At 63.3% G+C, this 26,995-nt stretch carries 17 protein-coding genes; 3 read left to right on the top strand and 14 right to left on the bottom strand.

The window, feature by feature from the left end:
* Nucleotide 1 precedes the first annotated feature (1 nt).
* Both ACG2LG_RS13205 and ACG2LG_RS13210 read left to right on the top strand, forming a co-directional pair.
* A complete protein-coding gene (locus ACG2LG_RS13205) occupies nt 2-1,390 on the top strand; it encodes a hypothetical protein (protein WP_396259695.1) in 1,389 nt (462 codons plus the stop codon).
* Nucleotides 1,387-2,547 (top strand): prenyltransferase/squalene oxidase repeat-containing protein, encoded by a 1,161-nt coding sequence (locus ACG2LG_RS13210; protein ID WP_396259697.1) that lies wholly within the window; start codon nt 1,387-1,389, stop codon nt 2,545-2,547. The genes ACG2LG_RS13205 and ACG2LG_RS13210 overlap by 4 nt, the downstream gene beginning before the upstream one ends.
* A 25-nt stretch (nt 2,548-2,572) precedes the next feature.
* Here ACG2LG_RS13210 and ACG2LG_RS13215 read toward each other — a convergent pair whose 3' ends face one another.
* Both ACG2LG_RS13215 and ACG2LG_RS13220 read right to left on the bottom strand, forming a co-directional pair.
* Complete coding sequence (locus ACG2LG_RS13215; protein WP_396259698.1) at nt 2,573-2,866, bottom strand: HigA family addiction module antitoxin; 294 nt, start codon at nt 2,864-2,866, stop codon at nt 2,573-2,575.
* 9 nt (nt 2,867-2,875) lie between these two features.
* Nucleotides 2,876-3,157: a type II toxin-antitoxin system RelE/ParE family toxin gene (locus tag ACG2LG_RS13220; RefSeq protein WP_396259700.1), complete on the bottom strand. Its 282-nt coding sequence runs from the start codon at nt 3,155-3,157 to the stop codon at nt 2,876-2,878.
* A gap of 78 nt (nt 3,158-3,235) precedes the next feature.
* Here ACG2LG_RS13220 and ACG2LG_RS13225 point away from each other — a divergent pair, with 78 nt between their 5' ends.
* The gene (locus ACG2LG_RS13225; RefSeq protein ID WP_396259701.1) at nt 3,236-3,364 is read left to right on the top strand and encodes a hypothetical protein; all 129 of its coding nucleotides are present in this window, start codon (nt 3,236-3,238) and stop codon (nt 3,362-3,364) included.
* 59 nt (nt 3,365-3,423) lie between these two features.
* Here the strand turns inward: ACG2LG_RS13225 and ACG2LG_RS13230 are convergent, their stop codons facing one another.
* The 12 genes from ACG2LG_RS13230 to ACG2LG_RS13285 all read right to left on the bottom strand — a co-directional run bounded on the left by ACG2LG_RS13230 (nt 3,424) and on the right by ACG2LG_RS13285 (nt 26,985).
* Entirely contained in the window at nt 3,424-4,230 is an 807-nt protein-coding gene (locus ACG2LG_RS13230) for a nucleotidyl transferase AbiEii/AbiGii toxin family protein (RefSeq protein WP_396259703.1), read from the bottom strand.
* Complete coding sequence (locus ACG2LG_RS13235; protein ID WP_396259705.1) at nt 4,221-4,496, bottom strand: hypothetical protein; 276 nt, start codon at nt 4,494-4,496, stop codon at nt 4,221-4,223. The genes ACG2LG_RS13230 and ACG2LG_RS13235 overlap by 10 nt, the downstream gene beginning before the upstream one ends.
* Nucleotides 4,497-4,742: 246 nt before the next feature.
* A complete protein-coding gene (locus ACG2LG_RS13240; protein WP_396259706.1) occupies nt 4,743-7,526 on the bottom strand; it encodes a sialate O-acetylesterase in 2,784 nt (927 codons plus the stop codon).
* A gap of 105 nt (nt 7,527-7,631) precedes the next feature.
* Nucleotides 7,632-11,630 (bottom strand): putative Ig domain-containing protein, encoded by a 3,999-nt coding sequence (locus ACG2LG_RS13245; protein ID WP_396259708.1) that lies wholly within the window; start codon nt 11,628-11,630, stop codon nt 7,632-7,634.
* A gap of 356 nt (nt 11,631-11,986) precedes the next feature.
* Nucleotides 11,987-12,703: a PEP-CTERM sorting domain-containing protein gene (locus tag ACG2LG_RS13250; RefSeq protein ID WP_396259709.1), complete on the bottom strand. Its 717-nt coding sequence runs from the start codon at nt 12,701-12,703 to the stop codon at nt 11,987-11,989.
* 104 nt (nt 12,704-12,807) lie between these two features.
* Nucleotides 12,808-14,625 carry an Ig-like domain-containing protein gene (locus tag ACG2LG_RS13255; RefSeq protein ID WP_396259711.1) on the bottom strand — a complete coding sequence of 606 codons (1,818 nt, stop codon included), beginning with the start codon at nt 14,623-14,625 and terminating at the stop codon, nt 12,808-12,810.
* 882 nt (nt 14,626-15,507) lie between these two features.
* On the bottom strand, nt 15,508-15,939 hold the full coding sequence (locus ACG2LG_RS13260) for a hypothetical protein (RefSeq protein ID WP_396259713.1): 432 nt from the start codon (nt 15,937-15,939) through the stop codon (nt 15,508-15,510).
* Between the two features lie 22 nt (nt 15,940-15,961).
* On the bottom strand, nt 15,962-19,960 hold the full coding sequence (locus tag ACG2LG_RS13265) for a BNR-4 repeat-containing protein (protein WP_396259715.1): 3,999 nt from the start codon (nt 19,958-19,960) through the stop codon (nt 15,962-15,964).
* A 110-nt stretch (nt 19,961-20,070) separates the two neighbouring features.
* Nucleotides 20,071-20,892 (bottom strand): PEP-CTERM sorting domain-containing protein, encoded by an 822-nt coding sequence (locus ACG2LG_RS13270; protein ID WP_396259717.1) that lies wholly within the window; start codon nt 20,890-20,892, stop codon nt 20,071-20,073.
* A gap of 58 nt (nt 20,893-20,950) precedes the next feature.
* Nucleotides 20,951-22,564 carry a hypothetical protein gene (locus tag ACG2LG_RS13275; protein WP_396259718.1) on the bottom strand — a complete coding sequence of 538 codons (1,614 nt, stop codon included), beginning with the start codon at nt 22,562-22,564 and terminating at the stop codon, nt 20,951-20,953.
* A 226-nt stretch (nt 22,565-22,790) separates the two neighbouring features.
* Nucleotides 22,791-24,242, bottom strand: coding sequence for a sialate O-acetylesterase (locus ACG2LG_RS13280; RefSeq protein ID WP_396259720.1), 1,452 nt, complete (start codon nt 24,240-24,242; stop codon nt 22,791-22,793).
* 118 nt (nt 24,243-24,360) lie between these two features.
* Nucleotides 24,361-26,985, bottom strand: coding sequence for a hypothetical protein (locus tag ACG2LG_RS13285; protein WP_396259722.1), 2,625 nt, complete (start codon nt 26,983-26,985; stop codon nt 24,361-24,363).
* Nucleotides 26,986-26,995 lie beyond the last annotated feature (10 nt).

Below are 26,995 nucleotides of genomic sequence, written 5' to 3' on the forward strand. Positions count from 1 at the left end.
GATGAACACCCGATTTTTCATCCCCGTCCTCCTCGCTCCCGCCCTGTCCGCGGGCGAGTTCACCGTGGAATCCCGGCCGTTCCAGGTCGAACACCGCTTCCAGGCCACGGTCCTCCCCATCGACCCCCCGGTGCTCGAGCTCGAGCCGGAGACCTGGAGCAGCTTCGTGGTCGAAACACTGGTCGATCACGGAACCGGCGTGAAGAAGGGCGAGCGGATCGTGCTTTTCGAGACCGAGGCCCACGAGCGCCGTGTCGAGGACCTGCAGCGGGCGGTGAAAGCGAAGGAAATCGCCGTCGCCCGCCAGCAATTCGACCTGAAGAAGCTCGAGGAGGAACAGGCCATCGCTTTGGAAGCCGCCAGGCGCGCCATGGAGATCGCGGCCGAGGACCTCAAGTATTTCCGGGAGATCGGCCGCCCCGCCGCCGAGGCGGAGGTCGAGCAATCGCTGGTCGGGGCCCGCTTCCGCGTCGAGTCGGCCGCCGAGGAGCTCAAGCAGCTCAAGCAGATGTACGAGGCCGACGACCTCACCGAGGACACCGAGGAGATCATCCTCAAGCGTCAGCAGATCTCCCTCGAAATGGCGGAGTTCAGCCTCACCGAGGCCGAGCGCACGGCCAAGCAGACGCTCGGCACCCAGCTGCCCCGCCAGCTCGAAGCCCTGCAGCGCGCCGCCAGCCAGGCCGCCCTCGCCTTCAGCAAGATCGAGAAGGATCAACCCCGCGCCCTGGAAGAAGCCGCGCTCGCCCTGAAGGGTGCCGAGGCCGGGCTGGCGCGCGAAAAATTGGAGCTCGAGCGGCTGCAAAAGGATGAAGCCCTGCTCGAATGGAAAGCCCCCGCCGACGGCGTCGTCTTCCACGGCGGGCTCGACGGCGACGGCTGGGACTACGGCGACCTCGCCAAGACCCTAAAGGTCGGCGGCAGCGTGCCGCTGAGAACTCCACTGCTCTCGCTGGTCCCGAACGATGCCAGGACCCGCCTGAGCGCGAAAGTGGAGGCCGGAATTGCCGGCGACCTGCGCTCGGTCGAACCCCTCACCCTCCACATTCCGGGCGGCGGCGAGGCGACCGCCTCCCTTTCCTCCATCGACGAGGTCCCGGGGCCCGACGGAAAACACGCGGTCACCCTCGATGCCAATTGGCCGGAAGAACTCAAGTCGGAGGTCGGCACCACGGTCGAGTGCATCCGCGTTGCCCATCACCGGCCGGACGCCCTGACCGTGCCGCTGAAGGCCCTCACCCCCCGCCCGGCAGGCGGCTGGGCGGTGGAGCTGAAGCTCGCCGACGGCAAGACCCAGAACCGCCCGGTGAAACGGGGGCCGTCCGACGGCAAGCAGGTCGTGATCACGGAAGGCCTCGAACCCGGTCAGGTGATCGTCGTCCCGGAATGATCCGCCCGCTGGTCATCGTCGGCCTGCTCGCGGCACCCGCCGCGGCCCAGGAAAAACCGGTCGCCGAGGTCACCCCGGAAACGGTGGCCGCATCGCTGCGCAAGGGCGTCGAATTCCTGGTCGCCGACCAGAATCCAAACGGCTCGTGGGGCGGACCGACGCGCACCAAGGGCCTGAACATCTACGCGCCGGTCCCCGGGGCGCACCACGCCTTCCGCGCCGGCGCCTCCGGGCTGGCGCTCAGTGGGCTGATCGACAGCGGCGACACCCGGCCCGAAACCCTCGCCGCCATCGAGAAGGGTGCCGCCTGGATGGAGGAACACCTGCCGAAGCTCCGCCGCGCCGACCAGACCACCACCTACAACGTCTGGGGCCACGCCTACGGACTCAAGGCACTGACCCGGCTGCACCGTCTGGCCGAGGACGAGGCCGAGCGCTCCAAGTGGAAGCAGCTCGCCGCGCAGCAGATGGAGTTGCTCGAGCGCTACCACGAGGTCAACGGCGGCTGGGGTTACCTCGATCTCTTCGACGGCTTCACCAGCCAGCGGCCCAGCGGACTGCCGACCTCGTTTACGACCGCCACCGTACTTCTGGCGGCACACGAGGCGGAGGAGGAAATGGGTGTCGGGCTCGATCCGAAGACGGTCCGGCTGGCGATGGAGAGCATCGTCAAGCAGCGCACGCCGGACTTCTCCTACACCTACTCCTTTCCGCATCGCATGGCGCCGCGGCGCCCGATCAACCGCCCCGCCGGATCGCTGGCCCGCAGCCAGGTCTGCAACGCCGCGCTGCGGGTGCTCGGTGACGAGGCGATCACCGACGAGGTCCTGGAAACCTGGCTCAAGCGCTTCATCGACCGCGAGGGTTTCCTCAGCATCGGCCGCAAGCGGCCCCGACCCCACGAGACCCACTTCGCCATCTCCGGTTACTTCTACTACTACGGCATCTTCTACTTCACCGAGTCCGCCAAGCTGCTGCCGGAGGGCCGCCACGCCCACCACGCCGGGGAACTCGCGCGGGTGATCCTTCACCGCCAGGAAAAGGACGGCTCGTGGTGGGACTACCCGCTCTACGACTACCACCAGCCCTACGGCACCGGCTACGCGCTGATGGCGCTCGCATGGTGCCAGAGCAGCCTCGCCTCCGACCCCGAGTGAAGAGTCTCCCCCGTCGAAGACCTATTCACATTGCCGGACACGGTCGGATCCCGGCCAGTGTGGATTTCATGGTCTCCCTGGTGGCGAGCTGATCGTGGTGGGATTGGAGATTCAACCAGACTTCGGCAGGCCAACCGAAATAGCGTTCAAGACGAAGGGCCGTGTCAACGGTGAGAGCCCGCTTGCCCTTCACGATTTCGTTGATGCGGCGCGGTGGGACGCCGATGTCCTGAGCGACTCGATACTCGGACAGGCCGAGAGGGATCAGAAAATCCTCGCGGAGGACTTCGCCGGGATGGATTGGGGCATGTGTTTTCACAGGAGCGGATCAGTGGTAATCGATCACTTCGACTTCGTGCGGACCGTCCGACTTCCAGCGGAAGCAGACGCGCCATTGGTCATTGATGCGAATGGAGTAAGTGCCTTTGCGATTGCCCTTGAGGGCTTCCAGACGGTTGCCCGGCGGCACGGACAGTTGATTGAGTTCGGTAACGGCATGAAGTTGTGCAAGTTTCCGCAGGGCAACTCGCTGGATGTCCGGCGGGAGGAATCTCGTTTTCCGTTTCTCGAAGAAAAGGGCGGTCTTCTTGCAAGCGAAGGAACGGATCATGAAGACGGCTGAATAATAACGCGCGCCGTTAATACGTCAAGCAGTGCGTTCGTCCCTGGGTCGGGGAAACTCGCGCGGGTGATCCTCCACCGCCAGGAAAAGGACGGCTCCTGGTGGGACGACCCGCTCTACGACTACCACCAACCCTACGGCGCCGACTACTCGCTCATGGCCCTGGCCTGGTGCCGGGATGCGCTGGCAGAGTAGGACCGCCGATCTCCGAATCGGCATGCAGGTAAGGAGCCGATTCGGAGATCGGCGGTCCCTCACGAGTTGGCTGGGGTCTCCGAAACCACCGGCCAGGCGCCGCGAACCGACCCACGGTGACGGACAAGGTCCCGGAACCGCTCCGAGTCCGGATCGGGATCGATCGGAGCCTGCCCTGCGGCAAGATACAGACATCCCATATCCTCCGCCGGCAGGGCTCGCACCAGCTCACGGGAGGTTTCGAGCATGGCCAGCCACTTCTTCTTCAGGCTCCGAATATCCAGCGGCTCACGCAGTTGCAAGCGATCCAGGTCGGCCTGGGTGTAGGCCGAGTGACGGGCAACTTGCTCAAGCAGGAAGTCCGGCGTGAAGCCGGCATCCTTTCCGCAGGCGGCCCAGGCGAGCGCCCCCAGCGAGAGATAGGTCTCGTGAAGGTGGAGCACATCGACGAAATCCCGAACCTCGCTGCGGCCCGCCAGGGCCAGGACTTTGTTGGTTGCCGCATCCGCCGCATGAAGTCGAAACCCGAGATCAACGTCTTCCTCCACGGGAAAGAAGCGAAACGCGCTGTCATGAGCCCATTCGATCCTCAACCGTTTGTCTTCCTTCCGGACCACCGCCCGGAAGAAGGATGGCGTCCGGAGCATCCAGTCCAATTCATAGCCTGCGGCCACGAGCGTTTCCGCATCCTTCTCCGCACTCGACGCCACGCTCTGCTCGACGTCATGAAACAGGTCCAGATCCTTGGAGTACCGCGGGGACTTCTTGTCCCGATGCAGAACCGTTGCCCCTGCCAGAAAGCTCTCGGGGCTGCGGTTGGCCGCGATGCACCGCAGGATCTCGGCTTGAAATTCGCTTATCGGCATAGCTTCGCCGCGAGGATGAAGCCCTCGCGCCCTCCGTGCTGACGCAGACCCCGCACGATCTCGGGAATGTCTTCCAGACCGACCTCCAGATCCTCCCGCAGGTGCCAGAAGCACTGACCGTAAAAGCGTCGAAACGCCCGCCGTGCCTCGCGCACCCGGACCATGTCCCGCGCCTGCTCCGGACTAAGTCGACGCCGGCTCTTCGCGCCGCCCTTTCGCCCGATCTCAGCCAGATACTCACGCACCTGATTTGGCGTTCCACTCATCTCCTCCATATCAAAGCCCGCTTATGATCGTTCTGCAAGATCTATTACGATTGGGGTTCGCCCCGGCCAGGAACCCGCACGGTTGAATTTCCACCGCCAGGAAATGGACAGCTCGCGGTGGGACGACCCGCTCTACGACTACCACCGGCCCTACGGCACCGGCTACGCGCTGATGCCTCTGGCGTGATGCCGGGATGCGTTGGCAAAGGAGGACCGCGCCTCCTCTTGCCAGGACGCCTGGCGGCTTCACTTCGACTCGCGCCCGCCGGACCGGGGAACACCCGTATCGAAGGTGATGCCGACCACCTGTTCGAAGGGGCCGGGATGGTTCGACGTCGAGATCGTGGTGCAGGTCACCTCGAAGGTGTAGCCCGGGCGCAGGTCGGTCAGGTCGAAGAACGCGACGTCGAGGCCCTTGCCGGTCCATTCGTGCACCGGCGTGGTCGCCGTGGCGGTGCCACCGAAAGTCTGGCGGAGGGTGTAGGTGGCGGTGTTGGGGCCGCCCATGACGTCGAAGAGGACGCCCACGCGCAGGACTTCTCCCTCTGGGATCTCCTCCGTGATCTCGAAGGTCACCAAGGGGGCGCTGGTCTCTCCCGCATTCGCCTTGGCGTCGTGCAGGACCCCCTGGGTGGTGTCCTTGCCCGCAGGATCGAGCGGGTCGTCCCAGCGTCCGTGGGCATTGGCATTCGGAGCGACCTGGGCGGTGGTGGCGTAGGGTGGATCCGACACCGCATTCCCCACCTGGCCCACCCGCCAGCCATCGGTGCCCAGAATGTGGTCGCCGTCGACATCCAGCGGCTTTGGCGGCGAGGGATTGCGCCAGCCGACGCCCGGATCGTCCTCGGGGGACTCGATGTCGAACTGGGTGTCGACGTAGGTGATGGTCGCGTATTTTGCGGTCGCCGGGGTGGCGAAGCTCCACGCTTCGGCTCCACGGGTCCCGAGAAAGGCGTTGCCCGAATTGTCCCTGATGGCGGTGCCCTCGATCTCGACGTAGAGGTCGGTTCCAAGCGGCAGGTCGGCCACCGGGTTGATCGTGATCGTGTCGCCCAGGTAGGTCAGGCCGTCCGGCGGGTCGTCGACATCGAAGCTTTCGACCACGGTGCCGTCGGAGCGACGGATGTGAATCGCGCCGCTGCCGAAGCCGATGTTCTCCGAGAAGGTGATCACGAGATTGTCGGCGGGAAAGAAGTCGTCGGTCCCCGGCGGCGGAACCAGCGAGGCGATCACCGGCGCGGTTCGATCCGGCACGACGGTGGTGAAACTCCATGCCTCATCGCCGCCGAACCCCGCGAACGGGTTGCCGGCGAGATCGACGATGGCGGTGGCGTCCACTTCAACGGAGTAGGTCGTCGATTCCTCCAGATCCTCCGCCGGGTCGATCGTCAGCGTGCCTTCGGTCAAGTCCAGGCCGCTGCCGGGCGATCCGACATCGAAGCTCTGGACCGGGGTGCCGTCGCTTCGGCGAAGGTGGATCTTGCCACTGCCGAACACGACATGCTCATCGAAGACCAGGATGAGGTCGCGACCCGGACGGATCTCCGTGGCCTCACGCGGCGGGCTCACGAACTTGATCCGAGGTGCGGTGGAGTCCGGCTTCTCGGTCACGGCCTTGGGCGACCGGGGAGACGGACCGGCAGCTTTCGACTCGGCGGTGAAGCGGATCTCCGCGAGGCCGGTCCGGTGCCTTTCCCCCTTCCAATTGCGGTTGACCTCGAAGCGCACGTAGCGAACGCCCTCGCCGGGCAGCGGGGTCCCCGCGACCGTCGCCAGGTCGAAGCCGGTGTTCGGCGTGCCGGTGGCAGGCGCCCGGGGAAACTCCACCGGACCGTCTCCGAGGCGGATCCAGTTGGCGGCCTCCGCCCCCTCGGGATCCCCGGGAAAGGCGACGTTGGAAACATAAACGTCCGCCGTGCGAATGCCGGCGTCGGTGTCGTCATCGACCTTCAGGTTCCAGACGTGGATCGACTCAAGTTCGTAGCTGGCACCCAGGTCCCACTGGATGAACGAGTCCGAGGGATCGATCCTCTCGGTCATCCAGCCCGCGTTCTTCCCGCTCCCGTGCTCGCCATTCTCCAAACCCGAGCCATCGACCGTGTGGTTCGGATGCCATGCCGGGTGGCCCTTCTGATCAAAGGTGGAGAAGCTGAGGGAACCATCGGAGGAGCTGACGATGATCGCCTCGCCATCGATCACTCCACCCGCCTTGGTGGAGGTCTCGTCGCCGGTCCCTGAGAGCTCGGTGGGGCCTGCCGATTGTGGATCCCCTTCGAGCGTGTTGAGGTAGGCCTGGGCATAGGCATGGCCCAGATCGATGTATCCCTGGCCCGTGAAGTGGAGGTTGTCCTTCTGCATCTCCATCCCGTCCGTATCGATCAGATGGGCCTTCGGATCGGCGGCGGCGACGTATTCCTGCGCCGTCCGGACCGCCTCGACCGGGCGGGCGGTCTGCAGCAACGACAAACGGCTGAAGAAGAAGGGCAGGTCCTCACCCCAGCGCGAGCGCATGTCGGCGATCAGGGCTTGCAGATCGGCCTCGTACTGGGCCGTGGTCCGGAGGTTCCAGGCGTCGCGTTCCCCCTGCGTCCAGAGGATGCCGACGATCTCGTAGCTGTGCCCGGACCGGGTGAGGGCTTCCAGGGCGATCTCCACCACGTGCTTGAGCCGGGTGTAGCTCCTCCCATCCTCGAGATTCCACTCGTTCCACAGGCTGGTGCCCCCGTCGGAGTGCTTGATCAGGTAGAAATTCTCGCGAGGAAGCGCATCCGCGATGGCGCGGCCGAAGGTGACCTCCGGACCAAACACACGCCCGCTCCCGGGCTTGAGCCTGGAGAACTCGGATCCGCTGTAGAGCAGCACGTCCTCCTGCCGCTGCTGCAGATCCTCGGGCAGGGCCTCCAGTTTGGAGTCCGCGCCATACATGTTCGACTGCCCGCCGAGGATGAAGACCTTGTAGTGCTCGGCCTGCGCGAAACCGGCGACAAGGGCGACAAGCGCCAGGGTCCAGGTCTTGGGAGTGTTTTTCATGGGATGCAACGTGGGCGATGGGACCGTTTGTGGCCGGGCCTTCCAGGCCCGTCGCCCTCCATGGAATGAAACTTGGCGACGGGGCTGGAAGCCCCGGCCACAATTTTACTGCTCCTCGACGCGGAAGAACGCTCTCGGCGACCCGGAGAGCGGAGCCGGCATACCGAACGCGTGCTGGGTGGAGGAACCCTGAGATTCGATGTCAGTGGACACCGCGTGCGGGAAGCCCTGCAGATCTCCGGATCCCATGATCCGGTAGGTCTTACCGGGGCTCGAGGCCCAGGTCAGGTCACCGCCCGCCGGTCCCACCTGCGAACCGAGCATCCTGAGCTGGTTCTCGAAGATGCCGACCACCTCGGTATCGTAGTTCGTGTAGCTCGTGTAGGTGCCTCGGAACCAGACGACGCTGCGGTCGTAGCCGTGGTTCTCCGGCACGATCGGGCGGAGGTTGTCGCTCGTCGAACCCACCGTGACCGGCTGCCAGGAGAAGGTCAGGCCGCCGTCGGTTGTGGTGCCCTGCCAGATTTCGTAGCGATCATCCGTCGCCAGCGGCACGTTGTTGAGGTCTCCCAGGTTGAAGGGATCGGCGGCGTTGGTGGAGATGTAGATGACGTTGGGGTTGTCCGGATCGATGGCCATCCCGCCACCATAGTCATCTTCGGAGGAATAGAGGCCTCTTCCGCCATGGGCGACGAAGCGCCGCTGCCACTCCGTGCCGGTCCATCTCGCATAGTAGTAGTAGATGCGGTCGTGGTTCCAGCCGCTGCCGGTGACGTTGTCCACCTGCACCTGGAAAGCGCAGACCGGATGACCGTCGGCGCCGTAACAGATGTCCCAGGTCCAGCCGCGGCCGTTGGGGATCCAGTCGTCGGGCCCCTCCTCCGGACCCCAGGCCGCTGCGGAGTAGGTGTAAACCTGGGTGCCACGCTCACCGGAGTCGTGGTCAAGCGGCAAATCCGCGAAGGACTTGATGATGCTTCCATCCGAGGCCCGGAAATTGCCACCTTGGTAGTGAAGGTGGTAGATCGAGTTGTTATCGTTCCGGGGGTGCCCGTCGGTGTAGATCAGGTCGATCCGGTCGGTTCCATTGGATGTGTATTTCGGATAGGGCCGGTCACTGCCACCACCCCGGTCGATCACGTGGATCTGCGGGCCGAAGGTGGCCCCATTGTCGTCGGAAATGGTCAGGGTGGGATCCCAGTTGATGGCCCGGCTGAAGTGATAGATACGGTCGGATTCCCCGGTTAGTCGATAGGTGTTTGCGTAAGAGGTGCCGTAGGTCGATATCTCAGGGCCCCAGTCGCCGATCGAGGCGGGTTCGGTCACGGTGGAGAGGCGGCGGTAGGCGCTTCCGCCGTGCAGGGAATAGACGACCATCAGGCGATTGTCGGGAAGAACCGTGATGGACGGATTGTTGTGGTCATCGACCTGGGTGAATCCGGAAAGCTCGGTATGGGTGGTGGCGAGGGTGGCCGGATCGAAGCGGGAGATGCCGACCTTCCCGTTCTGCTTGACGTATCCGGTGTAGAGCTTGCCGAGGTGCCAGATGGACCGCTCGTCGTTGAACCAGGTCCAGACCCCGTCGGGGGCGAGCTGGAAGATATTTCCCGCCAGCAGGGCATTGGGGTCGGTGTTGTCCGTCGGGTCGGTGTTGTTCGCGACCTCGAGGCCGTCATTGATCCCGTCCAGGTCCGAGTCGGGATTGACCGGACTGGTGCCGGTGTCGGCGGCATTCACGAAGGTGTTCGTGTTCGTTTCAACGCCGTCGAGCAGGCTGTCACCGTCCGTGTCGTCGTCGAGGGGATCGGTCCCGGTGTCCGAGGCGCTGACCCAGATTCCCGTGTTGGTTTCCACGCCATCGAGCAGACCGTCGTTGTCGCTATCCTCATCCAGCGGATCGGTCCCGTTGGCGAATTCCTGGGCATCGTTGGCGCCGTCGGCATCGAAGTCGGTCACCGCGGGTGCGGCTCCCGTACCCATGACATCGGCGAAGCCGGTGACGCTGTCGTTGGGATCGGCGTCGATGATCGCCTGCTCGTAAAAGTCCGGGAGGCCGTCTCCATCCGTATCCTGGAACAACTGGTAGGAGGCCCCGTCGAACCAGACGCGCTCGGTGCCGAGACCGCCATTGCCGTCGTCATCGACGAAAAGCACGATCGCACCCGATCCATCGGCCACCGCCGTACCCACGTATCCGCGCAACCCGACGCGATCGGTATTGATGAAGCCGGTCAATTCGGCATGACCCACGGTCCTCGGGGGGACCACCAAGGGGTCGCTTTCAGCGGTGAATGTCGTGAAGTTGGTCCCATCCAGCGAAGCGCGAATCCCCGCACGCGGATTCGAAGCCGGATTCGGGATGATATCCCCGGTCACCGGGTCGAGGGTGTATCCAAAGCGGATGTAGTTGACGTAGACGTCGTACGTCGCCCCCGGGCTCAGGCCGCCGAGGGTCATGGCCAGGCCGACCGCATCCTCCCCGCTGTCCCAGGCCTCGAGAATAGTCACGCCTCCCTCGCCAAAGCCGTCGCGCTGGCGCCAGAGATTGTCCGAGCTGTTGCTGCCGGTGGTTGCAAACGGATCAACGAGTGGGTCGACGCTGCTGACATTGCCTAAATCTCCGGCAACCGAAACAAAGGTGAGGGCCGCATTCGGGTTGCCGACCAGGATATCCAAAGTCGCGGTCACTGGAGTGGGGATCACGCCGTCGGTGACGCTCACGGTGAAGGCGTTGGGGCCGAAATCTCCGCTGGTCGGCGTGCCGCTCAGGGTGCCGTCGCCGGCCACATTCAACCAGGCCGGACCGCTGACCTTGGCATAGGTCAGGGGGTCTCCGTCGCTGTCGGTCGCGCTGCCGTCCAGCGTCCCGGAGTAGGCCACGCCCTGGGTCGCGTTGGCACCGGTGATCGGATCGACGGTGAAGACGGGTGCGGCGTTCGTGTCAGTGACCAGAATCCTCAAGGTTGCCTGGTCGGGAGGCGAATTCCCGTCCGTCACGCTGACGATGAAATCATTCGTGCCCAGATCACCGATTTGCGGCGTCCCGGTCAGCTCGCCATTGCCGGCCACGCCCAACCAGGCCGGGCCGCTGATCTTGAGGAAGGTCAGCGGGTCGCCGTCGTCATCGCTGGCGGTGCCCACCAGGGTGCCCGAGTAGGGCACTCCGACCCTTCCCGTGTTGCCGATGACCACTTCGGCGGCGAAGGCCGGCGCGTCGTTGGTGTTGATCACCGTGATGTCGAGCGTGGCCTGGGTGGGCGGAGCGATGCCGTCGCTGGCACTCACGGTGAAGCTGTTGGCTCCCACGTCCGCATTCGTCGGCGTGCCGCTCAGCGTGCCGTCGCCCGCGACGGACAGCCAGGCAGGCCCACCGACCTTGGCATAGGTGATCGGGTCCTCATCGGCGTCCGTGGCGCTGCCGGCCAGCGTCCCGGTGTAGGCCGAATCCTCCGTGGCGTCCGTGCCGGTGATGGGATCGACCGTGAAAACCGGTGCTGCATTGCCACTGCCGCCCCCTGTGATGCTGAAGCCGTTCACCAAAGCGAAAGCCCCGCTGCTGCCCGCACCGTCCACAGACGTGTTTGTAAAGCGGAACTGCACATCCGCGCCCGTCGCCGTGAAGTCGAAGCTGGCAGTGACTGGACCCGAGGCATTCTCGGCAGCTTGTCCGGCACCGCCACCCGCGTAATTGACGAGGTCAAAGGCAGGCACCACATCGGTGAAAGATGCACCATCATCGCCCGAGAACTGGATCTTCATCTCCCCGGTCTGGTCTTCATGGTCCAGGTGCCAGCTCGTGAACGTGTAATTACCGGCTGCCAAGCCGGCGATGTCGATGGTGATGTAGCCGCCGGGCCCCGTGCTTGATTGACGCTGCCCCCACCAAGTTTGGGACATGCTCGCAAGAGGACCGGCATAGCCGTCGTTCCCTCCGCGGTTGATGGACCGCAGGGTGGTGCCCGCGTTGATGCCCGTGCCAGGTGCGCTAAGCGTCAGCCCCGCGATCGACAGATCGGACGGAAGCGAGTTGTCTCCGGACTCCCAGTTCGTGAAGCCCGTCTCGGATGGTGCGCCTGAGCGGGTGAGATTGATGCTGACGTCCACGGCATGAGACTGAAATGCTGACGCTGCGAAACAGAATGCGAGGAAGAGACTTTTTTTGATCATGAGATCATCTTGGAATCGAGGAGCGTCATGGCGGCTGCCAGTCAACAGGCGCTGGTGAGGGTCTTCAGGTGGGTTTTCGTTTTAGATGGAAAAGCGTGGGGGAAGGGGGCGGTTTCGTCTGGAGGGGTTGCATTGGGATTCGGCGATCCGCGCTGGAACGATGGCCGGTTGCACAACCAAGCTCGCCCTCGGATGGCGAAGTTACACCCCTGCCACCGTCCGGCCCGAGACGGGGGACTTGCGAATCGGTGACTCCAGTGGCTTCTGGAATCAAGCGAACCAAATAGAGCTTCTCAGCGCCGCCGACGACGAAGCAGCCCAAAGCCGGCTGTCACTCCAAGCACAAGGGCGGAGGAGGGCTCGGGGATGACGTCCAATTCGAAGCCGTTGACCACGGGGAAGACCCCTGAAACAGGTGATGAGCCCGGATCAACGGCCGTATTCGTGAACCGAAAATGCACGTCTGCCCCGGTCGAGGTGAAATTAAAAGATTGCACCACCGGAGCCGTGGCACCGTCATCCGTAACCGAGACAAGGTCGAAGGGCGAGACAACGTCGGTAAAGCTTGCCCCGTCGTCATCGGAGAACTCGATCTTCATCTGGCCGGTCTGATCATTGAAATCTAGGTGCCAGCTGGTGAAGGTGTAGCTCCCGGCCGACAAACCCCCGATCTCAATGGTGATGTATCCGCCAGGGGTCTGGGATCCTTCACGCTGCCCCCACCAAGTCTGATTAAGGCTCGGCAACACCCCGGCATATCCTGCCCCCGTACCCCGATCAATGGAGCGCAGGGTCGTGCCGGAATTGATGCCAGTGCTGGGCGCACTGAGGGTCAGGCCGGCGATCGACAGATTGGAGGGCAGATTGTTGTCATCCGACTCCCAGTTGGTAAACCCCGCTTCAGTTGGTGCGCCGGACCGCGTGAGGTTGATGCTGACGATGGCGGCCTGGCTCAGGCCGGCTCCGGTCGAGACGAGCAAGGCAGCGATGAGAACATTCTTGGTGATCATGGGGCGTCTGTAGCTGGCAAGTTGAGGCAAATCTGAAAATCTGCCATGGAAGGCACATTTTCGCTTGGTAAGCACAGGTTTCTCGATTCGTTACAGGGTTTTTGTCACTCAGTCCCCGCAAGGCGCCCGAACAGCTTCCCTCCGGCAGCCGCCCCCGAGTCGATGGTCGCGGTGACGGTATTGAGCGGGCTGCCCGCCGCCACCGAGAAGGTGACGTTGCTGGTGGGCCCGCCGCTGGTGTCCGGCACCTCGACGCCCGTCGGCGACGGCGTCCAGGTGGAAAGGTCGCTGCTGTGCTGCACATACAGCTTCGCGGTTCCGCGGTCGGCGACCGGCAGGCAGTCGAAGGTCATCTGCAGGCCCCCACTGCCGTCTTCGCTGACGGTCGGCAGGGCGCCAGTGGCGTCGTCGTCCGGATTGGCCACGCCGAGCAGGAAGGCGATGCCGTCCTGGACACCATCGCCGTTGAGGTCACCCTCGAAGGTCACCGTGCCCGGCAGGGTGCCGGAGTCCGCCCAGACATCGAACGGCTCGGTGGGGGTGCCCGTCGCCGTCCGCACCTCGAAGTTGTCGAGGATCCCTTGCATCAACGTGTAGTTCGAATACAGGGCGATGTAGTTCTCATCGGTTCCGGACCAGAAAAAGCTGCCGGTCGCCACCGGGCTTCCTCCGTTGATGAAGGCCTCGTAACTCACCGTGGTGTTGGCATTGAAGTCGGAGAACCCATGGAAGCGCACCGAAAGCGTGCCACCGCCATTCAGGTTGATGGTCTGCTGGTAAACCTGTTGCCCACCGCGGAAGATTTTGACCTCCGTGGTGCCGGTCGGGTCGTAGCCGAAGAAGAAATCCGATGTGAACAAGGTCGGGGAGCTGGTTGACCAGCCATCCAATTCTGCCTTGGAATTCCCCACCGCAATCCCGGAAAACCGGGTGCCGCCGCCGGAACCGGTGGCCCCGAGATCGACGGAAACCGTGAATTCCCCACTGCTTGCGATGGAGGAATCGATGAAGTTGTGATCGGGGTAGGCAAGCGAGTAGCCGCCGCCGCCGCCGCCCGACTCGCCGAGGCGCAGGGTATTCCCGGTGACGGTCGGTTCACCGGCACTCTTGACCTCGACCCAATCGAGGGTGCCCAGGGTGCCGGATTTCCCGGACGCTGAGGCGTTCAAGTCGCTGCTGTCGGGCCGGTTGAAGGTGTCGGCAAAAAGGGCGGGATCAAAGGCAGCGGTCGTGAAACTCCAGGAGGTGGTGTCGGTGATCCCGGCGTAGGGGTTGGTGGCAAGGTCGGTGATGGCGCCGGCGGGAATGTTGACATAATAGGAGGTGCTGAACGCCAGGTCAGCGGGCGGATCGATGGTGACCTTGTCGTTCGCGAAGGTCACGAGGGTGGAGTTGACGTCGATCGATGCCACCACGCTGTTGTCGCTGGCGAGGTGGATGGTGATATCGCCGGAGGCCCCGGCTTGGACATCTTCGTCGAATGTGGCCACCAGGCTCCCGGATGGCGGGGCGTCGGTCGCACCAACCGCCGGGTCGGTCGCGACCAACGTCGGATCCGTGGTGTCAGGCACATCAGCTGCAATCCCGAAACCATTCCAAATGAGCAAGCTCCTGGCGGTAATGGTACCGGAGATGGTCGCTTCGCCGTCTCCGTCGGCAGTCAGGGGCAAGGTAACAAAATTGCTGGCAAACCCGCCGGGGCCGGAGTCATCCCAAGCCAGCGCAGCGCTGCCTCCATTGGTTGTCCACGTGTTTTCACCACCATTGTTGGCGTTGTCGCCGTCGTAGGAATACACCGTCACAATGTAATCCTCGTTAGGAGTCAAGCCGGTGAGCGTGAATGTGACGGGTCCAGTATGATAAGCGAAATCCCTGAAGAGATCGAAGAGCGGATCCGATGTAGTGAAGCCCTTCGGGATCATCTTATCATCACGTTCGCGAGTCGACGTAAAGGCCGACGCAGTGATGGTGATGCCGTCACTTGTGGCTGATTCTGTGCCAATAACCCCAGTGTATCCGGCTTCGACCGGACCCGTGTTGGCAGGCTGCGGAACCACATCAGAACTGCCGTAATCAAACAGTGCATCTGCATGCAGGCTTGAGGCACCGGCCATTAGGGAGGTCACGAGTGTGAGGTTGAACCATTTCATGGATTGTACTCCTGCAAGCATCGCACGCGTTGGACTTTTCATGGAACTATTGGATCTAGGATTTTCGTAGGAATGTTTGGCTGCCGAGAGGAGATTTACATCGATGGCTGAACTCGAGGTTCTTGACTGGCGTCCAACCCGGAGATCGTGATGATGGATGGAGGGTCTGTTTGCCACTGGGTGACGTCGCCGGTGAGCATGACTTCACCTCCGGTGAAGGGGCGTGACAGGTCGCTTGGGCAAGAAGCGTCCGAAGTCCGCGATTTGGCGTTGCCACCAGCTCCGAAATCGAACGGAAAGGGACTGGCGGAAGCGGCAACGAGGAGAAGGGCGGAGAAGGCTGCGACGGGAGTTGTCACCTTCATTGTGCTTGGAGGCACTGACGGCGCAGAAGCAGGTAGCCGGTGCTGCTGTGAACAGCGGAGTTTTTGACTGAAATCTGACATCTCCGGGAAGCTGAGCACCGAACTCCGGGTTTCGTTTCATTTTTTTTGGTCGGTGAAGGGGCGAAAGCCGAAGCCTCCCCGCGTGGCCGGGCTTTTTCGGCCCAGAGGTGCGAGATCCGTCCCGTGACGGCCTGCCTCGAAGGTTGGGCCAACCCCCCGATCCATCGCAGACGAATGCATCCAAGTCAGGGGGAGCCTGCACCGCCGATCACTGTTTCAGTTCCACCATCGCCTTGCCCATCGCCTCACCGACGAGCATGTAGGTTTCGGCATTGCCGTGGTAGTGGAAGCTCTGGTTGCGGGGAGACTGCGCGGGCGGGCGGTAGAAGGGGCGGGTATCCACCGATGCGACCGTGCCGGCGAATTTCGGGTGCTTCCGGGGGTCGCCGACCGCCATCTGCGCGTTCCAAATGGTCTGGGCGCTGCTGCCGGGCTGCCAGCCCTCGCCGCCGTTGAATCCACAGGTTGCGACCACAAAGGGTGCGTTGGGAGCCTTGAATTCCTCGCGCAGCAGCTCGATCAGCCGTGTCAGGTTCTGCTCGTAGCGAAGGGCATGGGCCCCCGCCTGTCGGGAACTCGTCGAAATCCGACTCCACGACACCAGGTCCGCCCTGCGGACCGCCCGCGGAAGAGCCGCCAATGATGGCCGGGAAAAGGCCCGCCTATAGATCGTTCGTTGCCTGTTCCACCCGTTCCAACTGCCAGAATCGGCGCGGTTCATTGGTTGGCCAGGTGCCGAGCTCCAGCCAGCTGCCATCGCCCGGGACGCTCTCCGCCGGCGGGTCGCTAAAGTCGAGATTGGTGCTGGTCCGCAGGTCGTAGCGGAAACCGGCCCGCGTCCTGGCCGTGACCTTTGCCTGACCCGGGGTGCTCGCCATGTCGACGTTCCAGCGGATCGGGCTGTTGAAGTAGGCCCTGGCGTTCCACTCGACGACCGAGACCGGAGTTGAGTTGTTCTGCCCGGTAAAGCTCATCCCCATTCCGGGAAGCTTCTGGTAGAGCATCTGCAGCACGCCGTCGCGCTTCCAGCGCTCCTCATCATAGGTCGTCTCCCAGTTGCCCACGTTCTCGCTGGTGATGTTCATCCGCGTCCAGTGCAGGCGGTCGGGATCCTGGGCCAGTGGCAGCGAGAAGACCACGGTGATGCCGTCGAAACGGTTGTCGTTGTAGACGACGAGGATGCGGTCGTCGGCGTCGGTGAGGACGACCGGGCGCCCCATCTTGCTGGAGCCCAGCTGGCTTTCCGAATACTTGGTGGCCGGATTGTCGATGGCGCGGGCCGAAACGGTGCGCTGGTGCCATTCCGTTCCGTCGTGGAAGAAGATGTGGTACTGGCGGGTGTGGTCGCCGGTGGACGCATTGTCGGCCCACCAGTTGGCGATGATGGGGCGACCCGCGCTGTCGGTGGTCATGCCCGACTCGTTCATGATGCTGTGGCCTTCGGGCAGGTCCTTGACGATCTCCGGCACATGGGCGGCACCCAGATTCTGGAACCAAGCGGCTTCCACCACCGGCAGGTCGAGCGTGCTGCCGTCCGAGCGCTCCCAGTTCGTCCCGCCGTCCGGCGAGCGCAGGTAGACATAGCGGTGATTGGTCTGATAGCCCGATTGTCCGGCCTGCGAGTCGGCATTGTAGCGGAAGACGCCGGCCATGTGGAGCATGCCGTCGGGCCCGAGGGTCAGGCGGTCGGGATAGAAACAGTTGTCCGGGGAGTCGCCGCGGCCCAGCATCAGCGGCTGCTGGATGCCGCTGCCGTTGGCATGGATGGGCGCCCAGGTGTCGGTGTCGATGTCGTAGCGATGCAGATACCAGTCGCCGCTGCCCGAACCGCCCTCGCGATAGAGGAACACGACGTCGCCATCCGGCAACGTCTGGAACTTCGGATAGGTCACACCGTTTTCCTGCCCGGTCATCCCGGCGGTGCCGAGGCTCACCATGTTGATGGGAGCGGCGCCCGTCACCGGCGCGTCGCTCCTGGCGTAGAGCAGCGGATGGCCATGGACCCCCCAGGCCATGTGGAGGATGCCATCACCGTCGATCGCGCAACTGATGACGTTGTGGGTGTCGTTGATGTTGAAGGACACGAAATCGGTGGAGAAGATCTCCCACTGGGCTTCTCCAAGGGTCCGCCGCCCCACCACCACCGTGTTGTTGTCCGGGTGGCTCGCATCCGTCGCATGACGCCTGTAGTAGCTGATGAACTGCTGGTCACCGACGGTGATCAGGTTGTTCTGGGCGAAGGCGATCGAGTTGATCGCCGATCCGGCGTAGCCGTTCTCGTCGGTGTTCTCGTTGCCATCGGTGACGGGAATCAGGGAGACCAGCGGAAAGTCAGTCGCATCGGTGGGATCGGTTCCGGCATTCAGCTCGGCGAGATTGCCGATGCCATCGCCGTCGAAGTCGTCCTGCGGGCCCTGGCCGAGGCCTCCGAAGAGCGATCGCTCCAGGTCATCGTCAAGACCATCGGCGTCGGTGTCGTCCGGATCGGACAGCCCGTTGGCCGGGTCGGTTCCGGCGATGAGTTCCTCGGCGGTCGTGAACCCGTCGCCGTCCGGGTCGTCGGCGGGACCGTAGGCGGTCGTGCCGAAGGTGGCCAGCTCCCAGGCATCCTCGTAGCCGTCCCGATCGGCATCGAAGGGCGTGTGATTCGGATCGTTGGGATCCGTGCCCGCCGTCTCCTCGGCCTCGTTGTCGTAGGTGTCGAGATCCGGGTCGTCGTCGCCATCATACTTGGCGAGGATCTCCGCCTCCGTTTCGCCCGGGCTCTCCCGGAAATGGAGAATCTCCCAGGGATCCGCCAGGCCGTCGCCGTCGGTGTCCGGCGCCACGAACAGAAAATCGCCGGCACCGCGGGCGATGCTGCTGATCCGCACCTCGTCGATGCGGCCCTCGAGGTTGTCGGACGGACTTCGGTATTCCTGACCGACGCCGAAGGTGGTCGCGATGCCGCCGAGATCCGAAGTCATGGTGTCCGATGCGATCTCGTTGGCCTCGGTGTGCACGGGATCGACCCGCGTCCAGAACAGCTTGAGGTTGTCGACGGTGCCCGCGTTCCCGTCGTAGGCCACGGCGACATGGAACCACTCGTTCGCCACGAAGGCGTGGTCGCCCGTGGTCGGAATGGTCCCGAGTATGGACTGAGACCCGGCGCTGACATTGATGAAGCGCAGGTTGCCTCCGTCGATCCGGAACTGAAACGGTCGGTCAGCTGCGTTGCCGCTGGCATTCTCCATCGTGATGATCTGCTGGAGGTCCGTGACGTTCGCAATGCGGACCAGGGCCTCGAAGGTGAAGGCTCCATCGGGCCCGGTGACATCGCCCACCGGAATCACCGATCCCTGGAAGCCGGCATCGGCCGCCGCGCTCACATCGCCAGCATTGCCAAAGCCGGGATAGGCCGCCGCACCCAGAACCGCACCGGCAGAGGGCGTCAGGCTGAAGCTGTCGACCACGCCCGCTGCGGGGGCAGCCGGACCGGGATCGGCCTCGTCAAAGTGCCAGAGGTGAAGTGTGTGGAGGTCCACCGAGTAGGGCGCTAGGGAGGCGGTGGACGCCGACTGCGTGGTGAAGTTCCACGAATTGTCACTGATCCCGGCAAATGCGTTGCCTGAGCCGTCCAGAATCGCCGTGTCGGAGATCTGCACGTAATACTCAGTGTTAGGCTCGAAGTCGCTGGGAGTTTCGACCATGACGGTCTCATTGACGATGCTCACCGCCAGCGAACTTGCCACGTCGAAGGCCTCGACGACACTGTCATCGGCCGATCTCAGGATGGTGATGTTGCCACTTCCCTTAACGATCACCTCGTTGAACGTGATGCTGACATTCGAGTCCACCCCCACATTGCCCGCGCCTAGCCCAGGGCTACGAGCGATGACCACAGGCGGATCCGTGTCTGACCCGCCACCACTCCGGGTCAGCGAGAAACTGTTGATCTGTCCGCTACTCAAGTCCGTGACGGCAAAACCCACCGAATTGATGGTCTCGGTCAGGAGAGTCTCTTCACCACGCACCGCAACAAATCCCGAGCCGGTGTCGGCAAACCACGCCGCGGTCCAGTTGCCCGTACCTCCCGTGGTGTCGAGCACGATGCGCATGTCCAGATTCCCACCGAAGGTCGTACCGGCCGTAGACCAGGCAGCACCATCCGCAATCCCGGCATTCCCGGAGGAGACCGTGGGGTCGCTACCCCGGAAAGCTGAATTCGCAGCCGTTGCACCACTCCCGCGGGCGAACATCCATGCAACCCCCGTCACCGAACCATCGCCGATCGTCGATGGTGCCGGCGCCACGTTGTTGGAAATGAACCGCGAGTTTGAGCTGTTCAGTGTCGATTCACCATAGGCAAAGCCGAACGCCAGCCAATTTTCGTTCGTCGAGGCAAGTGACCCGATCGAGGCCTCCAGCGTGTAGACAAAGCCATCGACCGGCGTGAAGGACAGGGTGGCCGTCGAGCGGCCGCTCCCGAAGCTGCCATCCGCCTTGTAGGTGGTGCCAGCAGTCCAAGTCTCCCCACCCGTGGTGGTATTCGGGGTCGTTCCGTTCAGGTCGGTGCCGCCGCTGTCTTTGAAATCTTCGGAGAAAAGCGTTTCCGCATCGGCGAAAGAGGCGAATGCCAGCAGGGCAAATGCGTGAAATCCGATCGACTTGACGGCACTCATATCTGTGAAAGAGACCAAGGTTGGCTGCTTGAGCACCTCGCAAGAAATGCCGCCCCGGATTGCCCGGGGCAGCCCCGCCATCGAGATTGGTCAACCACGTGCCGTTTGGTTCAACGGCGGCGGCGGAACAGGGCCAGCAACCCAATTCCGCCAAGCAGAGCGGTAGAGGGCTCCGGGACCTGGGTCAGCGAGAAGCTGTTGATCTGTCCGCTACCCAAGTCCGTGACGGCAAAACCCACCGAATTGATGGTCTCGGTCAGGAGAGTCTCTTCACCACGCACCTCAACAAATCCCGAGCCGGTGTCGGCAAACCATGTCGCGGTCCAGTTGCCCGTCCCTCCCGTGGTGTCGAGCACGATGCGCATGTCGAGATTTCCGCCGAAGGTCGTCCCGGCAGCGGACCAAGGACCACCATCCGCAATCCCGGAATTCCCGGAGGAAACCGTGGGGTCGCTACCCAGATAAGCTTCATTGGCCTGCGTTGCACCGCTCCCGCGCGCGAACATCCATGCAACCCCCGTCACCGAACCATCGCCGATCGTCGTTGGTGCCGGGTTCACGTTGTTGGAAATGAACCGCGAGTTTGAGCTGTTCAGTGTCGATTCACCGTAGGCGAAGCCGAACCCCAGCCAATTATTGTTCGTCGAGGCAAGTGAACCGATTGATGCCTCCAGCGTGTAGACAAAGCCATCGACCGGAGTGAAGGACAGCGTGGCCGTCGATCGTGCGGTACCGAAGCTACCATCCGCCTTGTAGGTCGTGCCAGCAGTCCAAGTCTCCCCACCCGTGGTGGTGGGGGGGGGCGTTCCGTTCAGGTTGGTGCCGCTGCTCCCCCCGAAATCGTCGAAGAAGAGCGTCGTGGATGTGGCAGGACTAGTGGCGAGCGCAAGGCCTGCAAGTGTCGCCAGAATCAGGTTGGGAGTCGTTTTCATAATTCAGTCAGCAAGGTGGTGAAGCAAAGATGCAGCTTGGGGTTGGAGAGACAGTTTTCTAGTTGCGGATCCGGAAGAAATCCGCCCCGTCGGCGTTCGGATCCACGTCACTCGAAGCAATGGTCAGGGTGTTGCCGCTGATGGTCGAATTCACATCGATGAAACCGCCGAGGTCATCCGACCGCTGCGCCGTCAATCCGGCCGCCGGTCCGTCGAGGGTGAGGACCACATTGCCGTCGATGTCGAACGCGATATCGATGATGTCCGGCAGCTCGCCGCCGGGAACTGAGGTCAGCGAGAAGCTGTTGATCTGTCCGCTACCCAAGTCCGTGACGGCAAACCCCACCGAATTGATGGTCTCGGTCAGCAGGGGCTCTTCGCCGCGCACCTCAACAAATCCCGAGCCGGTGTCGGCAAACCACGTCGCGGTCCAGTTGCCAGTGCCTCCCGTGGTGTCGAGCACGATGCGCATGTCCAGATTTCCACCAAAGGTCGTCCCGGCAGTGGACCAGGCAGCACCATCCGCAATCCCGGCATTCCCGGAGGAGACCGTGGGGTCGCTACCCAGGAAAGCCGTATTGGCCAGCGTTGCACCGCTCCCGCGTGCGAACATCCATGCAACCCCCGTCACCGAACCATCGCCGATCGTCGTTGGTGCCGGGTTCACGTTGTTGGAAATGAACCGCGAGTTCGAGCTGTTCAGTGTCGATTCACCGTAGGCAAAGCCGAGCGCCAGCCAATTATCGTTCGTGGTGGTGAGCGAACCTACCGAGGCATCCAGCGTGTAAATGAAGCCATCCACCGGTGTGAACGGCAGGGTGGCCGTCGACCTGCCACTTCCAACGCCACCACCGGCAGCATAGGTCGCCCCGGCCGTCCACGTCGCACCACCCGTGGTCGTGTCCGGGGTGCTTCCGTTCAAGGAGTCGCCGGGGGCAAGCGCGGGTGACTCGGGATTGGTGTCCGGGTCGAAGTCATCCGCGTAAATGACGGTCACGTCGTTCTCCTGCACGGTGAAGTTGGTAAGCGTGCTGCTTCCGCCGACGGTGCGCAGATCGCTCCAGATGCCGATGGCGGAACCATCCGCCGTCAAGTCCACCCCTGCTGCCGAGGTCACGTTCGTGAGGTAGTAGGTCACGACCTCGCTGGTCGAGATCCCACCGAAGGACCACCCAATCGCTGATTTTTCGATGAACAACGTGTCGGTATCCGCGGCAATCACCACGTCGTTGATGGTGCCGTAGGCCGAGGCACCATCAAAGGTGAGGAGCTGCGCGGTTCCCGTGCTCTTGAAAAGCCAGGCAAAGAGATTTTCGCGAACCGCAGGCGTCTCCGCGCTGGCAACGGCCAGACCAAGCGAGTGAGTGACGCCCGAACCAAAGGCGTCGAGCTCCACCAAGATCCGATCACCCACAGTGAGTGTGGCGAATTCGTCGGTCAGGAAGGCCTCCTGGCCGATCGGATTGCTGGTGTGTGAATTGTACGCGGCCGTGATGTCCGGCCCGCTGGTGTTGAAGTCCTGTTCGAGCTCGTTGCCGGAGCCCGCCGGCAGCAGGTTGCCGCTCTCACTCCAGCCGCTGAAGTCGGTCACGATCGTCTGGGCTCCCGCGGAACCGGGGGTCAGGCCCAGCAAGGCGGCAGCGGAGGTGAGGAGTGTGAGAGTCCTGTTCACAGTTGGTGTCCGTGGCTCGGTCGGTACATGATCATTGGGATAGCGCCAATTTTCTGGTTCGTTACAGTTTTTTGGTGGGCGAAGTGGATCCCTGTAGCCGGGAGGCGACGGGCTGTGGTTGCGGCCCGGGTCAACGGATTGCCTGCGTGAGAGCCGCCCATGGTGGCTGAGGCAAGGCCCGGCGCCACTGACGGGCGGATGGGTCGTTGGACCCGATTCTTCAAGATCACCGCTTCATTTCCACCATCGCCCTGCCCATGGCTTCTCCGACGAGCATGTAGGTTTCGGCATTGCCGTGGTAGTGGAAGCTCTGGTTGCGGGGAGATTGCTCGGGCGGACGGTAGAAGGGGCGGGTATCGACCGAGGCGACATTGCCCGCAAGCTTCGGGTGCTTGTCGGAGTCCCCGACCGCCATCTGGGCATTCCAGATGGTCCGGGCGCTGCTGCCCGGCTCCCAGCCCTCGCCGCCGTTGAAGCCGCAGGTTGCGACCACGAAGGGTGCGTTCGGAGCTTTGAACTCCTCGCGCAGCACCTCGATCAGCCGTGCCAGGTTCTGCTCGTAGCGGATGGCATGGGCACCGGCCTCGCCTTCGCCGGCTTCGCCACCGTCCTTGTGACCCTGCCACCAGCAAAAGCCGGCGATCTCATAACCCCGATCCTGCCAGTGGGGGAACTTCTCATCGAAATTTGCCAGCACCTCCTTGGCGGCGTCGAAGCACTCGTCATACTGCTTCCCGCCATACCAGGAGCTCTCCTCAGGCTCGGTCCCCTTCTCCCAGCGCCCGGCCCGGTCCTTGTAGCCCGCGTAGATGTAGGTGGTCCCGTCGGGCTCGGTGTGCTCGAAACGCTCGGACCCGGGCGGGAGAAAATCCCAGCCGAGCGAGCGGTTGCCCTGGCTGGTCTTGAGCAGGAGCACCGGCTCGTCGTGGAAATTGCCGACCATGTGGCCAAAACCGAGCTCGGGACCGATGCTTTCCTTGTTGGCACCGCAACCGACGTTCAGCCACTGATGGGCGGTCGCCGTGACGACGCCTTTGTACCAGACATCATCGCGGGGAGCGAAGCGGCCTTTCTCGTCGATCAGGTAGGGGAACTTCCCCTCGATGTTCACGACGGTCTTCAGGGTGCCGGGGATGTCCACCCGGCCGAACCAGCCGAGCCCGTCCGCCTTGTCCGTCAGATAGGTGACCTTGAAGGACACCTCCTTGTCCGCATCCAGCTTGATGGATTTCTGGACGGCAAGTTCTCCCGGCTTCTGGTGCCACACCTCCCGGCCATCCACATGCATGATGGCGTTTCTTGAATCGCCCAGGCCGGGAAAGAATTCATAGATGCCCGTCTCTTTCACCTGGAGTTGACCCCGCACGATCTGGGTGCCGCCGCCGGGGTATTTCTGCGGGGAAACCCCGCCGAATGTTTCCAGCTTCACCGTCCGGATCGGCGTCATTTCGTCGTAGTCCTTGGAAGGATCGTAATCCCCTTCGTAAACGGAGAGGACCGGGTCGATGAACTCGTCGCCCCAACGGCGACTGCCGCCACTGACCTGGCCGATGCCGACCATGTTCGACTGGCCCGCCAGGATGTAGACCTTCACCGGTGCCTCGGCCGCATGCAGCTCTTCGCCCGTGAGCAGGACCATGGCTGCTGCGAAGAGTGGAAAGATGCCACGTGCTTTCATCGAGGGGATGAAGCTGGCTGCTTCGTGTGCGCTCTTCTTGTTTGTCATGACGAGATGGGGTTTCCGCGGTCGGGGTTTTCCGAGCTCCGGCTTCAGGATGGGGAATGGCATGCCGGGCTCAGCGCAAGGTGGCCGTTGCCCGGACAAAAACGGCCCCGGGCGCGGTGCCGGTGATCGTCGCAGTCACGGTGGTCGTCCCCGGCGTCGGCTGGTTCTCATCCGGGACAAGGCTGACCGACGTCCCGTTGATCTCCGCACCCGAAAGATGCCAGGCCGACAGGTCCAGCGACCATTCGTAGGAACCGGTGACATCGGCAAGCGGCTGACCAGGCTGAGGGTGGGTAAAGGTCAGGCCACTGCCGGTCACGGAGGCGACCGCCAGTCCGGGATTCGATTCCGTGGGCAGGGTGCCGAAGAACGCCTCGACTCCGTTGTCCAGGCCGTCGCCGTCGGCATCGTCGTCGAAGCCGGTCAGCGCGCCGACATCGAAACCTCCGATCCAGTCGGCGAAGGTGCCACCTCCGATCAACTCGACCATCGCGCGGCCCAGCGCATCGCCGACCAGCAGGTAGGTGCCGGCGCGCTGGTTGTAGTGACCGTTGGAGGCACCACCCTCGCTGAGCGGATGGGCATAGACGGTCTTCACGTTTCCGGCGAACTGCGGGTAGTTGCCCGATTCGCCATCCACGGCAAGCTTGGCGTCGAGGATCGCCTTTTCGGCGGCATTGGTGCTGTCCAGCGGCGTCTGGCCGAGCGTGGCAAGGACGAAGGGGGCATCGGCCACGACCTTGCCGGGGTAACGATTCTCATAGTAGTTGCGCAACGAGGTGATCAGGTTGACCAGGTTCTGCTCGTAGCGCGTCGCGAGACCCAGGTCGTAGCGGTCCTTGTCGCCCTGCCACCAGACGAATCCCGCGATCTCAAAATCCTGGCCAGCGAAGGGTTTCCCGGGATCCGCGTACTCGGCGTCCCAGTTGTCGAGGATGTCCACCACGTTGGTGTACGGCGCATCCGGATGCGCCCATTCGCTTTCGTCCATGAAGAAGCGATCGAATTCCTTGCCGGCATACCACGCGCCCTGAGTCGCCGGGATCGGCAAGCCGTATCCGGAGTAGTTGGTGCCGTTGTAAGCGTAGGACGGGCTGTCGGGCGGCAGGACGTCCCAACCGAGGCTGCGGTTGCCGGTGCACGACTTGAGCAGGAGAACGGGCTCGTCGTGAAACCATCCCATGATCTGGCCGAAGCCGAGTTCCGGACCGAAAAACCTGCTGTCTTTGCCGAAGCCGGGGACGAGCGGTCCATCGCCGACGGCCGATATGACCCCGCGATAGCGGACGTCCTGGCGGGCGATGAAGTTTCCGTCTTCATCAATCAGGTTCGGGAACTTGTTCTGGCGGCGGGTCATCGTCTCCAGGGTGCCGTCACCAGCACCGCTCACGGTGCCCTCGCCGACCATGTTCGACTGCCCGGACATGATGTAGACCTTGACCGGCTTGTCGCCGGCACCGGGCGAACCGTCGTGGGTGGGCAGAGGGTAGGGAACGTTGGGCTTGTCGCCCGGGTCATGCGGGTCGGTGAAGGAGGCGTAAATCTCATACCAGTCGCCGGCCCCGTCCTGGTCCGTGTCCGCCAGCAAGGGGTTCGTCCCCGGATCATCCGCATCAATGAAGATCCCCGATTTCGTTTCGACTCCGTCCGGGAGGCTGTCGCCATCGGTGTCCGCAAGCAGCGGGTTGGTTCCGGTGTTGCTGCCCGAAACGAAGGTCCCGGTGTTGGTCTCCACACCATCCTTGAGGCCGTCGCCGTCGGTGTCGTCGGCCGCAGGATGCGTTCCCGTGTTGGTCGCGCTGACCCAGATCCCGGTCGCGGTCTCGACGCCGTCGTCGAGCCCGTCGCCATCGCTGTCCGCGAGGATCGGATTCGTGCCCAACTGGAACTCCTCCCCATTGGTCACGCCGTCGCCGTCGGGTCCATCCAGGCTGGGATCCGCTGCGGTCGGAGAGTTGAAATACAACTGCTCCCACCAGTTCGGCAGGCCGTCGTCGTCATCGTCCTCGGCGACGGTGCTCACCTCGAAGTTGTCCGCCCGAGCCGTGTGCTGGGTGTAGTTCGAGTAGAGGTGGATGTAGTTCTCATTGGTGCCCGACCAGGTGAAGGATCCGGTCTTCACGGGTGAGCCACCGTTAATGAAGGCCTCGTAGCTCACGGTCGTGCCCGCGTTGAAGTCGGAGAAACCATGGAAGCGGACTGACAGCGTGGCGCCGGCATCCAGGTTGATGGTTTGCTGGTAGGCCTGAGTGCCTCCCAGGAAGATCTTGACCTCCCGTGTGCCAGCGGAGTCGTAGCCGATGAAGAAGTCCGAGGAGAAGGAGACCGGGTTGTTGACGGTCCAGCCGGTGAGGTCGGTCAGCGCACTGCCGACCGCGAAGCCATTGAAGCGGGTGTTGCCACCCGAAGGGGCGGTTTGGCCGATCTCGACGGAGACGGTGAACTCGCCCTGGGTGGCGATGATGCCGTCGATGAAGTTGTGGTCGACCCAGGCGATCGACCAGCCACCACCGGCACCGGTCTCACCCAATTGCAAGCGATCGCCGACGATCTCCGGAGAGCCGCTGTTGCTCTTCTCAATCCAAGCCAGCGCGCCGAAGCTTCCCGACTTGCCCACGGATGAAGCATTCAGGTCGGTGCTGTCGGGGCGGTTGAAGTTGTCCGCGAAGAGGAACTCCTGACCCTTCACGGGCATCAGGAAAGCT

Source organism: Haloferula sp. A504 (assembly GCF_044385805.1).
Lineage (GTDB): Bacteria > Verrucomicrobiota > Verrucomicrobiia > Verrucomicrobiales > Akkermansiaceae > Haloferula.

Coding starts and splice junctions, on each gene's coding strand:
- ACG2LG_RS13270 (WP_396259717.1), bottom strand. CDS start 20,892: ATGAAAACGACTCCCAACCTGATTCTGGCGACACTTGCAGGCCTTGCG.
- ACG2LG_RS13210 (WP_396259697.1), top strand. CDS start 1,387: ATGATCCGCCCGCTGGTCATCGTCGGCCTGCTCGCGGCACCCGCCGCG.
- ACG2LG_RS13285 (WP_396259722.1), bottom strand. CDS start 26,985: ATGCCCGTGAAGGGTCAGGAGTTCCTCTTCGCGGACAACTTCAACCGC.
- ACG2LG_RS13235 (WP_396259705.1), bottom strand. CDS start 4,496: ATGAGTGGAACGCCAAATCAGGTGCGTGAGTATCTGGCTGAGATCGGG.
- ACG2LG_RS13265 (WP_396259715.1), bottom strand. CDS start 19,960: ATGAGTGCCGTCAAGTCGATCGGATTTCACGCATTTGCCCTGCTGGCA.
- ACG2LG_RS13280 (WP_396259720.1), bottom strand. CDS start 24,242: ATGAAAGCACGTGGCATCTTTCCACTCTTCGCAGCAGCCATGGTCCTG.
- ACG2LG_RS13240 (WP_396259706.1), bottom strand. CDS start 7,526: ATGAAAAACACTCCCAAGACCTGGACCCTGGCGCTTGTCGCCCTTGTC.
- ACG2LG_RS13250 (WP_396259709.1), bottom strand. CDS start 12,703: ATGATCACCAAGAATGTTCTCATCGCTGCCTTGCTCGTCTCGACCGGA.
- ACG2LG_RS13230 (WP_396259703.1), bottom strand. CDS start 4,230: ATGCCGATAAGCGAATTTCAAGCCGAGATCCTGCGGTGCATCGCGGCC.
- ACG2LG_RS13220 (WP_396259700.1), bottom strand. CDS start 3,157: ATGATCCGTTCCTTCGCTTGCAAGAAGACCGCCCTTTTCTTCGAGAAA.
- ACG2LG_RS13255 (WP_396259711.1), bottom strand. CDS start 14,625: ATGATCCCGAAGGGCTTCACTACATCGGATCCGCTCTTCGATCTCTTC.
- ACG2LG_RS13205 (WP_396259695.1), top strand. CDS start 2: ATGAACACCCGATTTTTCATCCCCGTCCTCCTCGCTCCCGCCCTGTCC.